The 16,213-nt window shown below is 72.0% G+C and carries 12 protein-coding genes; 1 reads left to right on the top strand and 11 read right to left on the bottom strand.

What is annotated here, in order from left to right; translation table 11 throughout:
• Positions 1 to 10 precede the first annotated feature (10 nt).
• From O7605_RS25700 to O7605_RS25660, 9 genes are all read right to left on the bottom strand, one after another.
• On the bottom strand, positions 11 to 1,198 hold the full coding sequence (locus O7605_RS25700; protein WP_269741543.1) for a Glu/Leu/Phe/Val dehydrogenase dimerization domain-containing protein: 1,188 nt from the start codon (positions 1,196 to 1,198) through the stop codon (positions 11 to 13).
• Positions 1,195 to 2,592: a pyridoxal-phosphate dependent enzyme gene (locus O7605_RS25695; RefSeq protein ID WP_269741542.1), complete on the bottom strand. Its 1,398-nt coding sequence runs from the start codon at positions 2,590 to 2,592 to the stop codon at positions 1,195 to 1,197. Before O7605_RS25695 ends, O7605_RS25700 begins: the two co-directional genes overlap by 4 nt.
• Positions 2,589 to 4,307 (bottom strand): thiamine pyrophosphate-dependent enzyme, encoded by a 1,719-nt coding sequence (locus tag O7605_RS25690; RefSeq protein WP_269741541.1) that lies wholly within the window; start codon positions 4,305 to 4,307, stop codon positions 2,589 to 2,591. Before O7605_RS25690 ends, O7605_RS25695 begins: the two co-directional genes overlap by 4 nt.
• Entirely contained in the window at positions 4,304 to 5,542 is a 1,239-nt protein-coding gene (locus O7605_RS25685; RefSeq protein ID WP_332317190.1) for an ABC transporter substrate-binding protein, read from the bottom strand. The genes O7605_RS25690 and O7605_RS25685 overlap by 4 nt, the downstream gene beginning before the upstream one ends.
• 116 nt (positions 5,543 to 5,658) lie before the next feature.
• Complete coding sequence (locus tag O7605_RS25680) at positions 5,659 to 6,774, bottom strand: sulfotransferase family protein (protein ID WP_269741539.1); 1,116 nt, start codon at positions 6,772 to 6,774, stop codon at positions 5,659 to 5,661.
• On the bottom strand, positions 6,774 to 8,225 hold the full coding sequence (locus O7605_RS25675; RefSeq protein ID WP_269741538.1) for a methylaspartate mutase: 1,452 nt from the start codon (positions 8,223 to 8,225) through the stop codon (positions 6,774 to 6,776). The genes O7605_RS25680 and O7605_RS25675 overlap by 1 nt, the downstream gene beginning before the upstream one ends.
• Positions 8,218 to 8,655, bottom strand: a complete 438-nt coding sequence (locus O7605_RS25670) for a cobalamin-dependent protein (protein ID WP_164446911.1) — start codon at positions 8,653 to 8,655, stop codon at positions 8,218 to 8,220. The genes O7605_RS25675 and O7605_RS25670 overlap by 8 nt, the downstream gene beginning before the upstream one ends.
• A 39-nt stretch (positions 8,656 to 8,694) precedes the next feature.
• Positions 8,695 to 9,918 carry a stearoyl-CoA 9-desaturase gene (locus O7605_RS25665; protein WP_269741537.1) on the bottom strand — a complete coding sequence of 408 codons (1,224 nt, stop codon included), beginning with the start codon at positions 9,916 to 9,918 and terminating at the stop codon, positions 8,695 to 8,697.
• 36 nt (positions 9,919 to 9,954) lie between these two features.
• Positions 9,955 to 11,472: a pyridoxal phosphate-dependent decarboxylase family protein gene (locus O7605_RS25660; protein ID WP_269741536.1), complete on the bottom strand. Its 1,518-nt coding sequence runs from the start codon at positions 11,470 to 11,472 to the stop codon at positions 9,955 to 9,957.
• A 251-nt stretch (positions 11,473 to 11,723) separates the two neighbouring features.
• Between O7605_RS25660 and O7605_RS25655 the strand changes: the two genes are divergently transcribed.
• Positions 11,724 to 12,311 (top strand): putative glycolipid-binding domain-containing protein, encoded by a 588-nt coding sequence (locus O7605_RS25655; protein WP_269741535.1) that lies wholly within the window; start codon positions 11,724 to 11,726, stop codon positions 12,309 to 12,311.
• Between the two features lie 57 nt (positions 12,312 to 12,368).
• Here the strand turns inward: O7605_RS25655 and O7605_RS25650 are convergent, their stop codons facing one another.
• Positions 12,369 to 15,545 carry a non-ribosomal peptide synthetase gene (locus O7605_RS25650; RefSeq protein WP_269741534.1) on the bottom strand — a complete coding sequence of 1,059 codons (3,177 nt, stop codon included), beginning with the start codon at positions 15,543 to 15,545 and terminating at the stop codon, positions 12,369 to 12,371.
• Positions 15,546 to 15,662: 117 nt separating this feature from the next.
• Positions 15,663 to 16,175 carry an HPP family protein gene (locus O7605_RS25645; protein ID WP_443083966.1) on the bottom strand — a complete coding sequence of 171 codons (513 nt, stop codon included), beginning with the start codon at positions 16,173 to 16,175 and terminating at the stop codon, positions 15,663 to 15,665.
• Positions 16,176 to 16,213: the final 38 nt, after the last annotated feature.

Raw genomic sequence — 16,213 nt, 5'->3', positions numbered from 1 at the left:
CCTCCGTGGTTCAGCGACGAACGGATCGGCTGGTCGCGGTCAGTGGTCGGGTGAGGAAGGGGCTGGTGCCGTACGGCGGCTGGTCGGGGGTCACGCGGGCGGCGGCGGCGGTGTCGTAGGCGACCTGGCGCAGCGGCAGGCCCCGGCGGCGGGCCTCGTCGGTCAGGTGGTCGACGAGCTGACGCATCAGCTCCGTCACGCCGTCGAGCACCCCGCGCGGGCTCGGACAGCGGGTGGGCCCGAACAGTGCCTCCATCGAGGCTGATCCGCCGATGCCGCCGACGAAGTCGGGCACCACGAGCACCCCGGCCCGGTGCAGCGCGTGCTCCGCCTGCGGGCTGAGCCCGCAGTTGGCACCGACCACCACCACCGGTGCCGGCAGCCGGTCGGCCCGCTCCGCCGGCAGCCCGTCGGCGCCGGCGGCGAGCAGGACCAGGTCGGTGGGGAGGTCGAGCAGCGCGGCAGCGGGCATCCGTCGGACGTGCCGGGCCAGCTGCGACACCGGGGTGCCGGCCGGCTCGGCCAGCATCGCCGCGACGTCCAGTCCACGCGGGTCGGCGACGCAGCCGTACTCGTCGGCGATCGCCGTGATCCGTACGCCCTCCTGCGCCAGGGTGTACGCCGCCGCGCGTCCCAGGTTGCCGAACCCCTGCAGCGTGCAGGAGAGCGGACCCGGCAGGGCACTGGCCCGGGCGGCCATCACCGCCGCCTGGGCCAGGGCGTGCCCGGCGCGGCGCTGGGCCAGGGTCAGCGCGCCGACGTGCTGGTCGAGCAGACCCATCCGGGCGACGAACTCCGCCTCACTGAACTCCTGGGCGCCCCGGACGGCGTACTTGATCGACGGGATGCCCTCCAGCAGGGCGAGCTGTTCCAACTCGTCCCACTGGGTGCCCATGTCGCAGCCCATGCTGAACCGGGTCATCAGCTGCCCGCGCAGGAAGCGGAGGAAGCGACGCAGCGCCGCCGCCTTGCCCGGCGCCCTCGGGTCGTAGTCGATGCCGCATTTCGCGCCGTCGACGTTGATGCCCAGCAGCCGCTCCTTGAGCGTCATCCGGGAGGCCAGTTCGCCCAGTTCCGCCGCGGTCAGCCCCGGTTTCACCCGGCAACCACCGGCGGCCAGCCGGCAGTCCAACCCGTCGTAGGCCAGCCAGCCCCGGAACCCCTCGATCGGGTCCACGTACTCGATGACAGCGTTCACGGCTTCCCCCGCGATGATGGTGCGGACCCGCTCGCGCCCCCACCCTCGCCCAGGTACGCGACCAGGCAGCGGGCGGTCAGCAGGCAACGCGGGAGTCCTCCGTCGACCACCAGCACGGCGGTCGACGGCTCGGACAGCATCGGAACCACGTCCGGCAACGGCGTGCCGGCGCCGACCTGCGGCGGCGGCGGGCTCAGGTGATCGCCGACCAGGTCGTCGGTGCCGGCACCGGCGGCGTACGCACCGGCGAGCGTCGCCTCGGTGACGCATCCCAGGATCTCCGCCAGCCGCAGCGGCGGCGCCGCCGCACTGACCAGCAGGTGCGTGGTGTCGGCGTCGCGCAGCAGTTTCGCCGCGTTGGCCAGGGTCTCGTCCGGCCGGATCAGCGGCGGATGTCCACCGGTCGCCGCGTCGCGCACCCTCGGCTGGTCGGTGGGTGGGTCGTACAGGCCCAGGCCGGCGAGCCAGTCGTCGTTGAAGATCTTGGACAGGTAACCACGGCCGGAGTCCGGCAGCAGCACGACGACGAGGGCCTCCGGTCCGGCCGCGGCGGCCACCCGCACCGCCGCGGCGGCGGCCATCCCACCGGAGCCGCCGGTGAGCAGGGCGTCCTCGCGGGCCAACCGGCGGGTCATCAGGATCGACTCCTGGTCGGTGACCGCGATGACCTCGTCGACCACGGACGGGTCGTAGGAGTCCGGGCGGCTCGGCTGACCCACCCCTTCCACCAGGTACGGCCGCCCGGTGCCACCGGAGTAGATCGAACCGTCCGGGTCGACGCCGATGATCCGCACCGTCCCGCCGGAGACCTCCCGCAGGTAGCGCCCGGCACCGGAGATCGTGCCGCCGGTGCCGATTCCGGCGACGAAGTGCGTCAGTCGGCCCTCGGTCTGCCGCCACAGCTCCGGTCCGGTGGTGTGGTAGTGCGAATCCGGGTTGCTGCGGTTGGCGTACTGGTTGAGCTGGACCGCGCCGGGCCGCTCGGTGGCTATCCGGGAGGCCACGCTGCGGTACGAGTCCGGGTGCTCGGGCCGCACGGCGGCGGGACAGACCACCACCTCCGCCCCGTACGCCCGGAGCACGTCGATCTTGTCGCGGGACACCTTGTCGGGACAGGTGAAGACGCAGTGGTAGCCCTTCTGCTGGGCCACGATGGCCAGCCCCACCCCGGTGTTGCCGGAGGTGGGCTCGACGATGGTCCCGCCGGGCCGCAGCAGGCCGTCGGCCTCGGCCGTCTCCACCATCCGCAGGGCGATGCGGTCCTTCACCGAACCGCCCGGGTTCAGGTACTCCACCTTCGCGTAGAGCGGGGCCGAGCCGGGGGGCACCACGCTGCGCAGGCGCACCAGCGGGGTGTCACCGATCAGCTCGGTAAGGGATTCGTGCAGGTTCACGCGACACCCACCTCCATGCTCACCGGGCCGCGCACGCTCATCCGGCGGTACGCCGAGATCCAGGACAGGCTGGTGCGCACGTCGACCACCACCGGCCCGCCGTGGGCCAGCGCCCGGGCCAGGCACGGCTCCACGTCCTGCTCGGTGGTGACCGCGAGCCCCAACGCGCCGTACGCGCGGGCGAGCGCGACGAAGTCGGGGTTGTCCAGGTCGGTGGCGATGACCCGGCCGGGATAGACCCGCTCCTGGTGCGCCCGGATGGTGCCGTAGCTGCCGTTGTTGGCGATCACCACGATCAACGGCAGCTGGCGGCTCACCGCGGTGGCCAGTTCGGAGCCGGTCATCAGGAACCCGCCGTCGCCCACGATCACCACCGTCGGCCGGCCGGTCCGCAGCGCGGCGGCCACCCCACCCGGCACCCCGAAACCCATGGCACTGGAACCGACGCCGAGCATCCTCGCGTCGCCGGTCAACCGCAGGTAGCGGTAGAGCCAGCTGGTGAAGGTGCCGGAGTCGAGGGTGACCACCACGTCGCCGCCGGTCAGCTCGTCCAACCCGGCGACGAGCGCACCGAAGGCCAGGCCGTCGTCGCTGGGGTGCGGCGACCACCGGGCCTTGGCCACCTCCAGCTGGTGCAGCTCGTCGACCCAGCCGACCCGCCCCGCGTCCACCCCGGCCGGTGCGAGGTCGGCCAGTTGCCGCAGGAACTGCACCGGGTCGGCGGCCAGCCCGACCGTCGGCGGATGGGTGCGGCCGAGCCGCTGCGGGTCGGGGTAGACGTGCACCAGTGCCTGTGCGGGGTTGCCGGGCCTCGGCAGCCGCCGCGACAGGGTGGTCACGTCGTCGAGCCGGGTGCCGACCGCCAGCACCAGGTCGGCGCGGTCGAGCAGGGTCCGCTGCCGTTCCTGGGTGTTGTTGTGCAGGTGGCCGGCGTAGCACGGGTCCCGGTTGTCGAACAGGTCCTGCCGCTTGTTGCTGGTCAGCACGGGCAGGTGATGCCGGTGGGCGGCGGCGGCCAGCGCCCGCCGCCCGGCCTCGCCGCCGAGCGTGCCGCCGGCCAGCAGCAGGGGACGTTCCGCCCCGTGCAGCAGCTCCCGTACCCGGTCGAGATCGGCCGGGGCGGCCGCGGCCGCGCCCGGCTGCCAGCCGGTCGGTGCCACGCCGACCGGGTCCGGCAGCTCCAGCACGTCCTCGGGCAGCACCAGCACGACCGGGCCCGGGGTGCCCGACTGGGCGGTGCGGAACGCGCGGGCGACGAACTCACCGGTGCGGGCCGGCTCCAGCAGCACCAGCACCTCCTTGGCCAGCCCGCTGAAGGCGCGTGCGTAGTCGACCTCCTGGAACGCCTCGGTGCCGAGGTCGCACCGGGGCACCTGGCCGATCACCAGGACCAGCGGTGTGGCGTCGTACCAGGCGGAGTGCACCGCGATGCTCGCGTTGGTGGCCCCCGGGCCCCGGCTGACCAGGCACACCCCTGCTCGTCCGGTGAGCTTCGCGTCGGCCACCGCGGCGAAGCCGGCGGAGGCCTCGTGCCGGCTGGTGACCACGTCGACGGTCGACGCGGCGTGCAACTCGTCCAGCACCGCCAGGTAGCTCTCCCCGGCGACGCAGAAGACCCGGTCCACGCCGTGCGCGAGCAGCGTGTCCACCACGGTGGCGGCGACGGTGCGCGGTGCCGGCGACGCCCGGTCCGCCGCCTGCGGGGCCGTTGTCACGGCAGTTCCGCGTCGGCTGCCGAGGACCGGAACTTGCTGTCGGCCAGGGCCGGCGGGTAGATGATCGCCGCCTCGTCGAAGGTCTGCCCGACCGTCTGGTACTGCATGACCACCAGCTCCGGCGGGTTGTGGTGCCAGTGCTCGGCGCCCCGCTCGAAGCGCAGCGGGCCCCGCCAGGTGTCGAACTCGGTGGACTCCAGGGCGTCGAGCAGCCCTTCGCGGCTGTCCGTGCCGGCCACCTGCAACGCCTGGCCGATGATGGTCACGTCGGTGAAGGCGCTCAGGCAGGTGTCCGGCGGCGCGAAGCCGTAACGCTGCATGAACCGGTCGGTGAACCAGCGTCCGATCGGGGTCATCTCCGACCACGAGGGACGGAACTTCGTGGCCGGCCACATCACCCCGTTGCCGCCCGCGCCGGCCATCCGCCAGTAGTCCTGCGAGCGCATCGGGAAACCGAAGGTCACCATCATCGGCACCGCCGGCAGCAGACCGAGCTCGATGGCCTGCTGCAGGATGTGGTAGCTGTTGCCGACCGGGCCGCCGCCGGCGACGACGTTGAGCCCGCCGTTGATGAACGCGTCCGGCTGCCACTGCTTGATCTGCCGCAGCTGCTCCCGCCAGTCGAGCGCGACCTCCTGCTCGAAGTCGAACCGGAGGAACTCCATGCCGTGCCGCGACTCGCCGTACTGCTGGAGGGTGTCGGCCATGGTCTTGCCGAACACCGTGTCGGGCGCGATCATGCCGATGCGGCGGGCGCCGATGTCGGCCAGGCAGTCCATCATCAGCGGCACCCGGTCGGCGATCGAGAAGTAGGTGCGGAAGATCGTGCGCCGCCCGTGGGTCACCGTGCTGTGCCCGTTCTCGACGAACATCGGCACGCCGATCTTCTCGCACATCTCCGCCACCCACGGGGTGGTACGCAGGTGCCACTGGCCCAGCACGGCGAGCACCTCGTCGACCATGGCGAGCTTCGCCATGCCGGCGACGGCGGAGCGTGGGAAGCCCTCCTCCGCGGCGGTCGCCATGTCGTTGTACGCGATGAACGAGACGTTGCGTCCACCCAGTACGCCGCCGTGCTCACGCAGGTACTCGGCACCCAGGCGGGCACCTCGCGAGACCAGTACGCCGGCCATCGCGTCACCGGGGCGGCTCATCGGCGACAGGATCCCGATCTTGATGGGGTTGTCGCCGGCGACCGAGTTCACCGCCTCGATCTCCTGCAACGCCAGCTCCATCGGAGTGCTCGCCGGTGCGGTCGGCTGCGGGTTGCGCGGCGCGGGAACCTCGGCGTTCGTCGTGGTGGTCACGGCATCTCTCCTTCTGCGGTCGGCTCGTGCCAGATGGGACAAGGTCACAGTCGGTAGTCGGCCCGGTAGTCGGCGAAGCGACGGCGCAGGCCGTCCGCGTCGAGCCCGTAGTCGCTCAGTCGGTACTGGTGGCGGCCCGGAGCGGTGTGCGCGGCGGTGCGGACCGCCGACCGCACCGCGTGCTGGGCCGACGCGTCGAACGGCAACCCGGCGAACTCGCAGACCCGGCCGACGGCCGTCACCGGGTCGGCGACCAGGTCGCGGTAGCGCAGGTCGAGCACCGGCAGGCCGGCGAACGCCCCGGGGTCGCGCAGGCCCGGCAGGGCGGCGGCGGTGCGGTCCAGCCAGAAGGCACCGATCTCGTACGGGTCGACGTGCCGGGAACGCGCCGCCCGCACCGTCCTGGTGAGACTGCACACCGAGGCGACCGTGGTCACCGGATCCCGGTGCAGCCGGACGACCCGGGCCTGCGGGTAGGTGCCGGCCAGATCCGCGGCGTGCCACAGGTGGAACGGGCACTTGAGCACCACGTGCCGACCCGCGCCGGGGCCGACGATCGCGGTGAGCTGCGCCCGGTGCAACGCGTACGCCGCGGTGTGGTCCTGACGGGACAGCCAGTCGAGGTATCCGGGCACGTGGTAGCGCAGCCCGAAGATCTCGGAGTGGAAACTGTTGGCGATCAGCCGGTGGCACTCCTCGGGCTTGCGCGGATGCAGCGGATGGATCGCGGCGAAGGCCGGGGCGGCCCGGTGGTACTCCGCCACGTAACGGTCGGCCGCGGCCACCAGTTCCTCGGGCGGCTGCGTCGCGGCCGGTGCCAGCAGCTCCCACAGCTGCGGCGCGCGCACCCGCGGGTGCGCGGCGAGCAGCAGTTGCAGCAGGGTCGTCCCGGTGCGGTGCAGTCCGGTCACCACGGTCACGGCCGGCGGCCGGTCACTCGACGGCCGCTGTCGGGCGGCCAGCCGCTGCTGGACGCGCAGCGCGTTCACCAACGAATCCCGCGCCACCCGCGCCCCGTCGGGCGTGAGCCGCGCCTCCTCGTTGATCGCCCGGACCAGCCGGTGCAGCGCGGGCTGGAAGCGCAGTCCGGCGGTGGCCGCCTCGCCCGCGCCGAGCGCGGCCCGGGTCACCTCGTCCGGATCCAGCAGGACGGTGGTCATCATCGGACACCTCCCGAACTCGCGGCGGCGCCCGGTCCGGCGGTGGCCGGGCCGGGGCACTCGACCGTCGCGCGGTCCGCCTGGAACCGTCGCTCCGCGTGCAGGAAGAAGTTGATGTCGGAGCGGATCTCGTCGATCAGCCGGCGGCTGAGGCTGGCCCGGTCCACCCGCAGACACTGCTCGTTGCGGCGCAGGGTGGGCCGGCTGAACGGCAGCCGGCCCGGGTTGAGATAGCGGATGGCGCCGGTGGCGTCCCGCTTGGGGATCACCTCCGACCGGGCGTGCACGCTGGCACTGAACGGGATGTCGAGCCGTCCGTCGGCGAAGGCGTCGACGATCGCCGCCGCGAGGTCCGGGGCGGCCAGCACCGGTTCGACCAGTTCGGCGACCTCGCGTTGCAGCCAGTAGGTCTCCTCCTCGACCGTCGCCTCGTCGACCCGTACGAAGTCGAGCAGGTCGGTGCAGGCCAGCGCGGCGGTGCGGATCCCGGCCACGTTGGCCTGCGCGTCGGGGATGCCGCGGGCCTCCTGGTTCGTCTTGTTGATCACTTTGGCGGCGCCGCCGAGTCGGGCGGTGAGCCCGCCGTACAGGATCAGGGCGTCGGCGACGTCCGGGTCGGCCGGGAAGACGCCCATGAACTCGTGCAGGACCGGGAAGATCTCCACGTTCTCCGGCAGGTACCGGCGGGCCAGCACCGGGATCGAGCGCAGCGCGGCGATGTCCTGGTGCACCTCGCCGCCCTGCGGGTACGCGACGGACAGGCAGCGCACCCCGGCCAGGCTCGCCGCGCGCGCCTCCAGGACGCAGACCGCCAGGCTCACCGACGGGGGCACCAGCACGGCGGTGAGGGTGCCGAACAGTTCCCGGTCGACGATCACCCCCTCCTCGGCGAGCAACCCGCAGAGCCGGTCGACCTGCGCCCACGCCGCCAGGGACCGGGTCAGCGACACGTCCTTGGAGTACGGCAGGTTGTAGTCGATGCCGCCGCCCTCGAACGAGGTGAACCCCGAGGCCAGCGAGACCGCGAACAGCTCACGCGGGTCGGGTGAGCCGTGCCGGACCTCGATCGGGGCGTCCACCGCCTCGTTGAGTTCCCGGCCGCGCCGCCAGCCGTGGGTGACCAGCGGATAGCCGTTGAGGTCCGCCGGCTCACGCTGCAACGTCTGGGCCGCGGTGCGGAACTGCTTGAGCCGGGTGAACGAGTCGATGGTGATGGTCAGGATGCCGGGCCGGGCGCGCCGCTCCAGAGTCGTCAGCAGGGTCCGCATCTCGTCGTGTCCGCCGACGCCGCAGCGGGGCTGCACCACCGGCCGGCCGCGCGCGGCCGCGGCCCGCAGCACCTCCACCGGTGCTCGCTTCGGCGACTTGCGGATGTACTGCATGGTCTCCGTCCAGGGCGGCAGCATGGCCGCGACTCGTGGCTCGACGTCGAGCTCGGGTAGGTCAGACACCGGTCAGCGGGGTGGCCCGGGCGGCGTGCAGCAGGTCCAGCAGCAGCGGGATCTGGTCGGCCTCGTCGAGAATGTGGTCGACGCCGAGGCTCAACAGCCGTTCCCGCTCGTCGCCGTCCTTGTGACTGCCCACCGAGAGGTTCCCGCCGACGATCAGTGGGCAGTGCAGGCGTCCGGCGGCCCGCAGCGCCGGCAGGTCACGCAGATCCTCGTACGCGTGGCCGTTGAGGCTGCCGATCAGCACCGCCTCGGCGTCCGGGTGGGCGACCAGCGCGTCGGCGAAATCCTCCAACGGTGTGCAGACGCCCAGGTTGACGACGCAGAAGCCGGCTTCGCGCAGCCGCATCGCGATGAGATGGTTGGCCACCGCGTGGGCGTCGCTGCGGGCCACCCCGATGATGACGGTTCGTTGGGTCTTGCGACTGGACATGTCGTCGTACCTCCCGATGTGCGCAGTGCGTGCCGGCCGTCAGTCGTCGAAGGCGGAGAAGACGCTGCGCCCGCTGACCTGAGCGATCCGGGCCCGGTCGTACTCCTGTGGGTCGGCCCGGCCCAGCGAGTCGAAGACCAGGTTGATCGCCGGGATCAGGCCCCACACCTCGCGGTACGGCGGCCATCCGCGGTGTCCCGCCTCGATGTCGGCGTGCCGGGCGAAGATGTAGTTGGCCCAGTCACGACTCATCGGATGCCGATGGTGGAAGTCGTGCACCACCGTGTCGCCGGTGAGCACCAGGTACCGTGCCGGCAGGTGCACCACCAGCATCCGCAGCGACCAGTGCAGCCACCGGGCGGCGCGGCGCAGCGGCCCACCCGACCGGTCGGCCGGCGCGCGCTCCCCGATCAGGATGGCGTTGGTGAGGCTGGCGAAGTACTCCCGACCGCGCCGCTGGGTGACCTCCGGGCCGGGGAAGGTGTGCTTGACGCACAGCCGCAGGGTGTTGCTGATCTGGTAGAAGAACGTCATCGGCAGCAGCCAGGCGACCAGCAGGAAGACCCACATGTCGAGCAGGACGGCCGCCGCGACCACGGTGGCGTAGCCCGCCACGGTCGCCACCCGCAGCGTCCGGCTGGCCGGGGCGAAGTAGGACTGGATCCGGCCCAGCAGGAAGTTCAGGTGAAACGCCGGGGACAGCAGCTTGCGCCGGACGAGGTGCCGCCACATCTGCCGGCGGGTCATCCCGGGCCGCAGTTCCAGGCCGATCAGGAACGCCTGGACGGTGGGGTCGCGGACGGTCATGTGATGCACCGCGTGGTGGTCGATGACGTGCTCGGTGCTGTAGCGGTCGAAGTCCTGCACCATGAGCGCGGCGGCGACCAGCCGACCGACCACCCGGTCCCGGCGGGGACGGGCCCACATGTTCCGGTGCGCCGCCTGGTGGTACATCATCATCCGCAGGTTCCGGGCCCCGTGCAGCGTCATCGACCAGCCCAGCAGCAGAAGCAGCAGCCACCAACCGCCGCTTGCCAGCGCGACCCAGCTGACCGCCAGTCCACCGACCATCGAGGCCGTCGCCGCCCAGAGATGGAATCCGGGCGTGAGCCGTACCGGCCGCTGACCGGTGTGTGGCTTGCCGGTGAGGAACGTCAGCGGCATCGCCAGTACCCGGGGCAGGACGTTCATCGAGTCCCGGATCGACACCGACTCGTCCGCCGGTGTGTAGGCGAGAGTCGTACCGTGTTGCTGCATCACCATCGTTGCGCTCCCTGACGGATCTCTGCGGAAGGGGCGTCAGGACCGGCCCGCCGCCTCCAGCGCCGCACCCGCGGCCAGCACGTCGTCGATAACCTGGTCGAGCTGCTCGCCGGTGGTGTCGGGGTTGAGCAGCATGAGCTTGAGCCACACGTCCTTGCCGCCGCCGGGGCGCGGCAGGAAGACCCGGGCGAGCATGGCGTGCCCGTCACGCATCAGCTGCCGCCGCAGGCCGCTGTTGAACGTGTCGAGATCGCTCCCGTCGCCGGGCAGGTAACGGAACAGCACGGTGCTGAGCACCGGCTCCGCGGCCAGTTCGAGCTTCGCCTCCCGGGCGACCCGCGCCGCGCCGTACCGGGACAGCTCGTGGCAGGCGTCGACCATGGCGCCGATGCCGTCGCGGCCGTACGCCCGCAGGGTGGCGGCGATCTTGAGCGCGTCGCAGCGGCGGGTGGCCTGGATGGAGTGCCCGTAGCGGCCGACGAATCCCTCGGCCACGTCGTCCGGCGAGTTGAGGCTGGTCTGCTGGACGGCGAGATGGTCCAGCATGGCCGCGTCCCGGGTCAGGAACACCCCGGCCGACGCCGGTACCCAGCCGAACTTGTGCAGGTCGAGGGTGACCGAGTCGGCCTCGGCGAGCCCGTCGAACAGCGGTCGCAGCCGCTCGGAGAACAACGCCCCACCGCCGTACGCGGCGTCGGCGTGCAGCCACACGCCGTGCTCGCGGGCCACCCGCGCCAGCTCGGGCAGCGGATCCACCCAGCCGAAGTCGGTGGAACCGGCGCAGACGAAGAGCATCACCGGCAGGCAGTCCGACGGCAGCTCGCGCAGGATCCGGTCGGCCTCGCCGGGAATCATCCGGCCCAGCTCGTCGGCGGGTACCCGGATGATGCCGTCCGCGCCGATGCCCGCGATGCTCGCGCCCCGGTCGACGGAGAAGTGCACCGTCTCGGTGCACAGCACCACCGGACGGACGCCACCGACGGCCAACCCGCTGTCGAACGTGGAGCGACCGAGTCGGCGGCGGTACGCCTCGTCCCGGGCGATCAGCATGGCCATGACGTTGGAGATGCTTCCGCCGGCGGTCAGGGTGCCACCCGCGTCGGCGCCGTAGCCGACCAGGGTGGCCAGGTCCTCGATCAGCCGACGCTCCAGTTCCAGCGCGAACGGGCCCGCCTCCCACGCGTGCATCGACTGGTTCAGCGCGCCGGCGACCAGGTCGGCGGCGACGGCGACCGCGGTGGGTGGGCACTGCATCCGGGCCACCGTCGCGGGGTTGCTCACGTCCACCGACCAGTTGGCGTACGCCTCGACGAGCTTGCGCAGCACCTCGGCGGGGTTGCCGCCGGTCGCCGGCAGCAGCGGCTCGGCGAGCACGTCGTCCGCGTACGCCCGGACGGCCGTCGGGCCGCCCGGCGCCACCGGGTTGGCCCGTCCCTTGCCCACGTCCTCCAGGACACCCAACACGTCGTCGATCAACGTCCGGAGCTGTCGCATGCTGTCGTGGTCGGCGGTCGCCACGAAGGTAGGTGCGTCGCCGATGCTCGGCACTGACACGGCATTCCCCTTTCTGGTTCAGCGGGAAAGGGCATTCGGGTACGGCCCTCCACCGAACCGAATCCACCTTCGTGGAGTCGGCCCGGAACCGCCGTCAATTGTGTGACCGAAAGTAGTCGCCGAACTGGACTGCCAACCATGGGCGTGCCAGGAAGCGAATGTCTCATCGCTGCTCATCGCGCTCCGACAACGACGGTACAACCGACCGGCCCCTTGCGCCAGTGGAGAATCGAGGAACTAGAATCTCCGGCATGTCCGATTTGGAGAGACTAAGTACGACCAGTTGGGAACGGTCCGACCGACTGTTCCTGGAAATGGGCAAACTCGACCGGACGCCGACCGGCTTCCGGCTGTCGGGAACCGCCCTGTACCGAGGCAGGGGCGGGCCGACCAGCGCCACCTACCTCGTCGAGACGGACGCCTCGCGGCGGTCCCGGTCCGTCCGGATCGAGGTGGACGAGCCGACCGGGTTACGCACGCTGGCGCTGCACGCCGACGACGAGGGTCGCTGGCACTCCGCCGACGGCGCCCTCGACCTGCCGTTTCCTTGCGAGGACGTGGATCTGGCGGTTACCCCGGCCACGAACGGCCTGACCATCCGGCGGCTCGATCTGGCCGTCGGCGCCGAGGCCACCGCCCGGGTGCTGTGGATCCAGGTGCCCTCGTTCGGCGTACGCGCCGTCGAACAGGGATACCAGCGGATCGACCGCGACACCTATCGGTACAAGGGCCGATACGGCAGCTACAAATTGACGGTCGACGCCAATGGAATGGTGCTCGACTATCCCGGCGGCGGTTGGCGTTCAGTGGCGCACAAGGTTAGCCGTCGGATGTCGTGACAGTTGTGCGGTCGGGGGCCGGGTGCGGCACACCCGACCCCGACCCGCAATTGCGGCTCAGCCGCCGATATCTGCGAACATACGCTCCAGCTCCTCCGCGGGAATGGCCTCCAGCATGCGCTCCTCGATACGCGTCGCGAGCGCTTCCAGAACGGGTACCTCGAAGATGTCCTGAACCGCCAGGTCGACCCCGAACCGCATGCTGACCGCCGCGATCATCGGTACCGCACGCAGCGAGTGGCCACCCAGCTCGAAGAAGTTGTCGTCGAGACCGACCGACGGCACGCCGAGGATCTCCTGCCAGATCTCGGCGACGGTCTGCTGGGTACCGGTCTCCGGCGGTCGGTGCGCGCCGCCGGCCGCCAGGTCCGGCGCGGGCAACGCCCGGAAGTCGACCTTGTTGTTCGGGGTGAGCGGGATGGTGGGAATCGTGACGTAGTGGGCCGGCACCATGACGCTGGGCAGCGCGGCCGCCACCCGGGCCCGCACCGCGGCGGGGTCGAAGGTGTGCCCCTCGGCCGGCACGACGTACGCGACGAGTGTGCGTCGCGTGCCGATCACCGGTGCGGTCACCACGGCGGCGGCGACCGACTCGTCGTCGGCCACGGCACTCTGGATCTCGCCGAGTTCGACCCGCAGCCCGTCGATCTTCACCTGGGTGTCCAGCCGGCCGTGGAACTGGATGGTGCCGTCGGGCAGCCAGCGACACCGGTCGCCGGTGCGGTAGAGCCGGTGCCCGTCGCCCGGGCGGAAGGTGTCCGGCAGGAACCGCTCGGCGTTGAGGTCGGGACGGTTGTGGTAGCCGAGCGCCACGCCGGGGCCGCCGAGGTACAGCTCGCCCCACACCCCGACGGGTACCGGTTGGCCCAGTGGGTCGAGGATGTAGGCGGTGGTGTTGTGCATCGGCCGCCCGATCGGGATCGACGGCCAGTCCGGGTCCACGTAGGTGATCCGGTGGCTGACGCTGAAGGCGGTCACCTCGGTCGGCCCGTACCCGTTGACCATCGACACGTGCGGCAGCCGCTCCAGCACCTGACGGATGTGCGGCAGCGACAGCACGTCTCCGCCGGCCATGAACTGGCGCAGGTCGCGCAGGTCCTCCAGGTGGGTGTCGATGGTGAGGTTCGCCAGCGGCGCGACCAGCCAGAGGGTGTCCACCCCCTGCTCGCGGACCGTACGCGCGACCCGGGCCGGGGTCGGCACCCCGGGCGGCAGCAGCACCACCCGTCCGCCGTTGAGCAGCGGCCCGAAGATCTCCAGCGTGCAGGCGTCGAAGGAGAGCGGGGAGATCTGCAGGTAGCTGGTCCGCTCGTCGAGTTGGAGAATGTCGGTGTTGATGACCAGACGGACGACCCCCCGGTGGATCGTCTCGACTCCCTTCGGCCGGCCCGTCGAACCCGAGGTGTAGACGATGTAGGTCAGGTCGTCGGCGGTGTTGACGTTCACCGGGTTGTCGGTGGGCTGCGCGGCCAACGACGCGGCGTCGGCGGGGTCGTCGAGCACGAGCACCGCGACGTCGTCGCCGACCGGCGCCAACTCACGCAGCCGCTGCTGGGTGACCAGGAAGCGGGCCTGGGTGTCGGCCAGCATGAAGGCCAGCCGGTCCGTCGGGTACGCCGGGTCGAGGGGCACGTACGCGCCGCCGGACTTCAGCACCGCCACCACGGCGACCATGAGTTCGAGCGAGCGTTCCAGGCAGAGGGCGACCAGGGTGCCCCGCCCGACGCCACCGGCGCGCAGTCGGTGGGCGAGCCGGTTGGCCTGCTCGTTGAGCTCGCGGTAGGTCAGGTGTCGCCCCTCGATGGTGACCGCCCGGGCGTCCGGCGTACGCAGCACCTGCTCCTCGAACAACTCGTGCACGGTGACGTCCTGCGGGAACGGCGCGTCGGTGCGGTTGAACTCGTCGAGCAACCGGGCCCGCTCGGCGTCGTCGAGGATGGCCAGTCGGTGCACCGCGGTGTCCGGGTCGGCGACCGCGGCACGCAGCAGGTTCACGTAGTGGCCGAGCATCCGCTCGGTGGTCGTCGGGTCGAACAGGTCGGCCCGCCAGGTCAGGGTGAGCCGGGTGCCGCCCGGGTCGGGCTGGGCCAGCAGCGCCAGGTCGGGCAGGGTGGCCGCGGCCGGTACGAGGGTCTGCGCCAGCACCGTCAGCTCGCCGAAGCAGTCGGTCGCGGCGGTGGCCCGGCGGGCGGTGAACGCCGCCTGGAACAACGGGCTGCGGGCCGGATCGCGGGGCGGCCGCACCTCCTCGACGAGCGTCTCGAACGGCAGCGGCTCGGGAGTGTCGGACGGGGCGCACAGCGCGGCGAACGGGGTGTGCTCGTCGGTCTCGCTGCGCAGCACCCGCCAGGTCGCCACCGGTCCCACCAGGCCGGCGGTGTCCGGCGTCCGACGCTCGTCGCTGACTCCCAACGCCAGCACCGGTTGGCCGGACCAGCGGTGCAGCAGGGCCTGGAAGCCCGCCCGCAGCACGTCGGCCGGCGCCACGCCGAGCCGGGCGGCCAGGTTCTCCACCTGCTCGTGCAGCACCGGCGGCAGCCGCAGGTCGGCGGTGCCGGCCGCGTAGTGGGGCTGTACCGGGCGGATCCGGTCGGTCGGCAGCTCCAGCGGGGCGACGTCGGCGAGGTACTCCCGCCAGGCGGCGCCGGCGACCACCCGGGCCGCCTCCGCCGCGGCGCGTTCCCGCTGCGCGAAACCGGCGAACTCATCCCGGACGGTGGCCTCGGCCGGTCCGGACGGTTCGGCGAGCCGGGCCCGGTAGGCCGCACCGAGACGGGCGACGACGAGCGTGAGGGAGGCCGGGTCCACCACGGCGCGGTGGGCGATCAGCAGAAGCAGGTGTTCGTCGGCCGCCAGGCGCAGCAGTTCGGCGCGGATCAGCGGGCCACGGCCGAGGTCGAACCGGGTCTCGCTGGCCCGCCCGACGGCTCGCCGGACCGCCTCCTCGCGTTCGGTGTCCGACAGCTCGGACAGGTCCGCGCCGGCCAGCGCCGCCGGCACCGGCGCCGCCGACCGCCGGTCGGCCCGGCCCTGGTCCGTGCCGATCGCCAGGCCGAGCACGGCTTCGGCGGCGACCACGTCACCGAGCGCGGCGGCGAGCGTGGCCGCCCGCAGCGGGCCACGCAGTCGCACCTGCTCCACCAGCACCTCTACCGGCGCGTCCACGTACTGATCGATGAACCAGGACCTCTCCTGCCCGAGCGACAGGCTCGGTTCGGTCTCCCCCTGCTGCATCTGCTCGTCACTCCCGTCTCGACATGCGGTGGTCATACATACGGAATGGAAGATCAACGTGGACACGACGATGCGGCCTGTCCCTGCCTCTCGGGTGCCACCCGCCGGCCGGTCTGTTCACTCCTCGGCGGCGATCACCTCCCGGCGGGTCGGCACCGAGGAGACCGGATAGGAACCGGCGGAGTGCGCGTTGTGGAAGGCCATCGCGATGCCGAGCAGGATCACGCAGCCGAGCAGGACAGGTACGAAGAGGAACAGCCATCCGGGTTGCGCCAGCATCACCAGTACGGTGTCGCCGCCGGCCGGCGGGTGGAACGACCGGGTCAGTCCCATCAGGGCCATGGCCAGGCCGACCGCGGCGGCGATCGTCCACGGGGCGTTGCCCAGCACGCGTACGCCGAGCAGGCCGACCAGGGTGCAGATCGTGTGTCCACCGAGGACGTTGCGTGGATGGGCGAACGGCGCGTGCGGCGCCCCGAAGATCATCATGCAGGTGGAGCCCAGCGGAGCGATCAGCAGGGGCGTACCGAACAGCAGCGCGATGGAGCCCACCGCTCCGATGCCCAGGGTGCCCCCCACCCCGGCGAGCACCGCCGTCCGAGGCGGCCACGGGCGTCCGACTCCACGCACCAACGACCGTACGACAAGCACGCGCTTCCCCCAGCCAT

It is taken from the genome of Verrucosispora sp. WMMA2121, from assembly GCF_027460185.1.
Lineage (GTDB): Bacteria > Actinomycetota > Actinomycetes > Mycobacteriales > Micromonosporaceae > Micromonospora > Micromonospora palythoicola.
Note: the sequence above shows the minus strand (reverse complement) of the source record. Positions and strands in the feature narration are given on the sequence as shown.

Excerpts from the sequence above, each read along its gene's own strand:
- O7605_RS25685 (WP_332317190.1), bottom strand. The coding sequence starts at position 5,542 with ATGGAGCTGGCGTTGCAGGAGATCGAGGCGGTGAACTCGGTCGCCGGC.
- O7605_RS25680 (WP_269741539.1), bottom strand. The coding sequence starts at position 6,774 with ATGACCACCGTCCTGCTGGATCCGGACGAGGTGACCCGGGCCGCGCTC.
- O7605_RS25670 (WP_164446911.1), bottom strand. The coding sequence starts at position 8,655 with ATGTCCAGTCGCAAGACCCAACGAACCGTCATCATCGGGGTGGCCCGC.
- O7605_RS25665 (WP_269741537.1), bottom strand. The coding sequence starts at position 9,918 with ATGGTGATGCAGCAACACGGTACGACTCTCGCCTACACACCGGCGGAC.
- O7605_RS25655 (WP_269741535.1), top strand. The coding sequence starts at position 11,724 with ATGTCCGATTTGGAGAGACTAAGTACGACCAGTTGGGAACGGTCCGAC.
- O7605_RS25650 (WP_269741534.1), bottom strand. The coding sequence starts at position 15,545 with ATGCAGCAGGGGGAGACCGAACCGAGCCTGTCGCTCGGGCAGGAGAGG.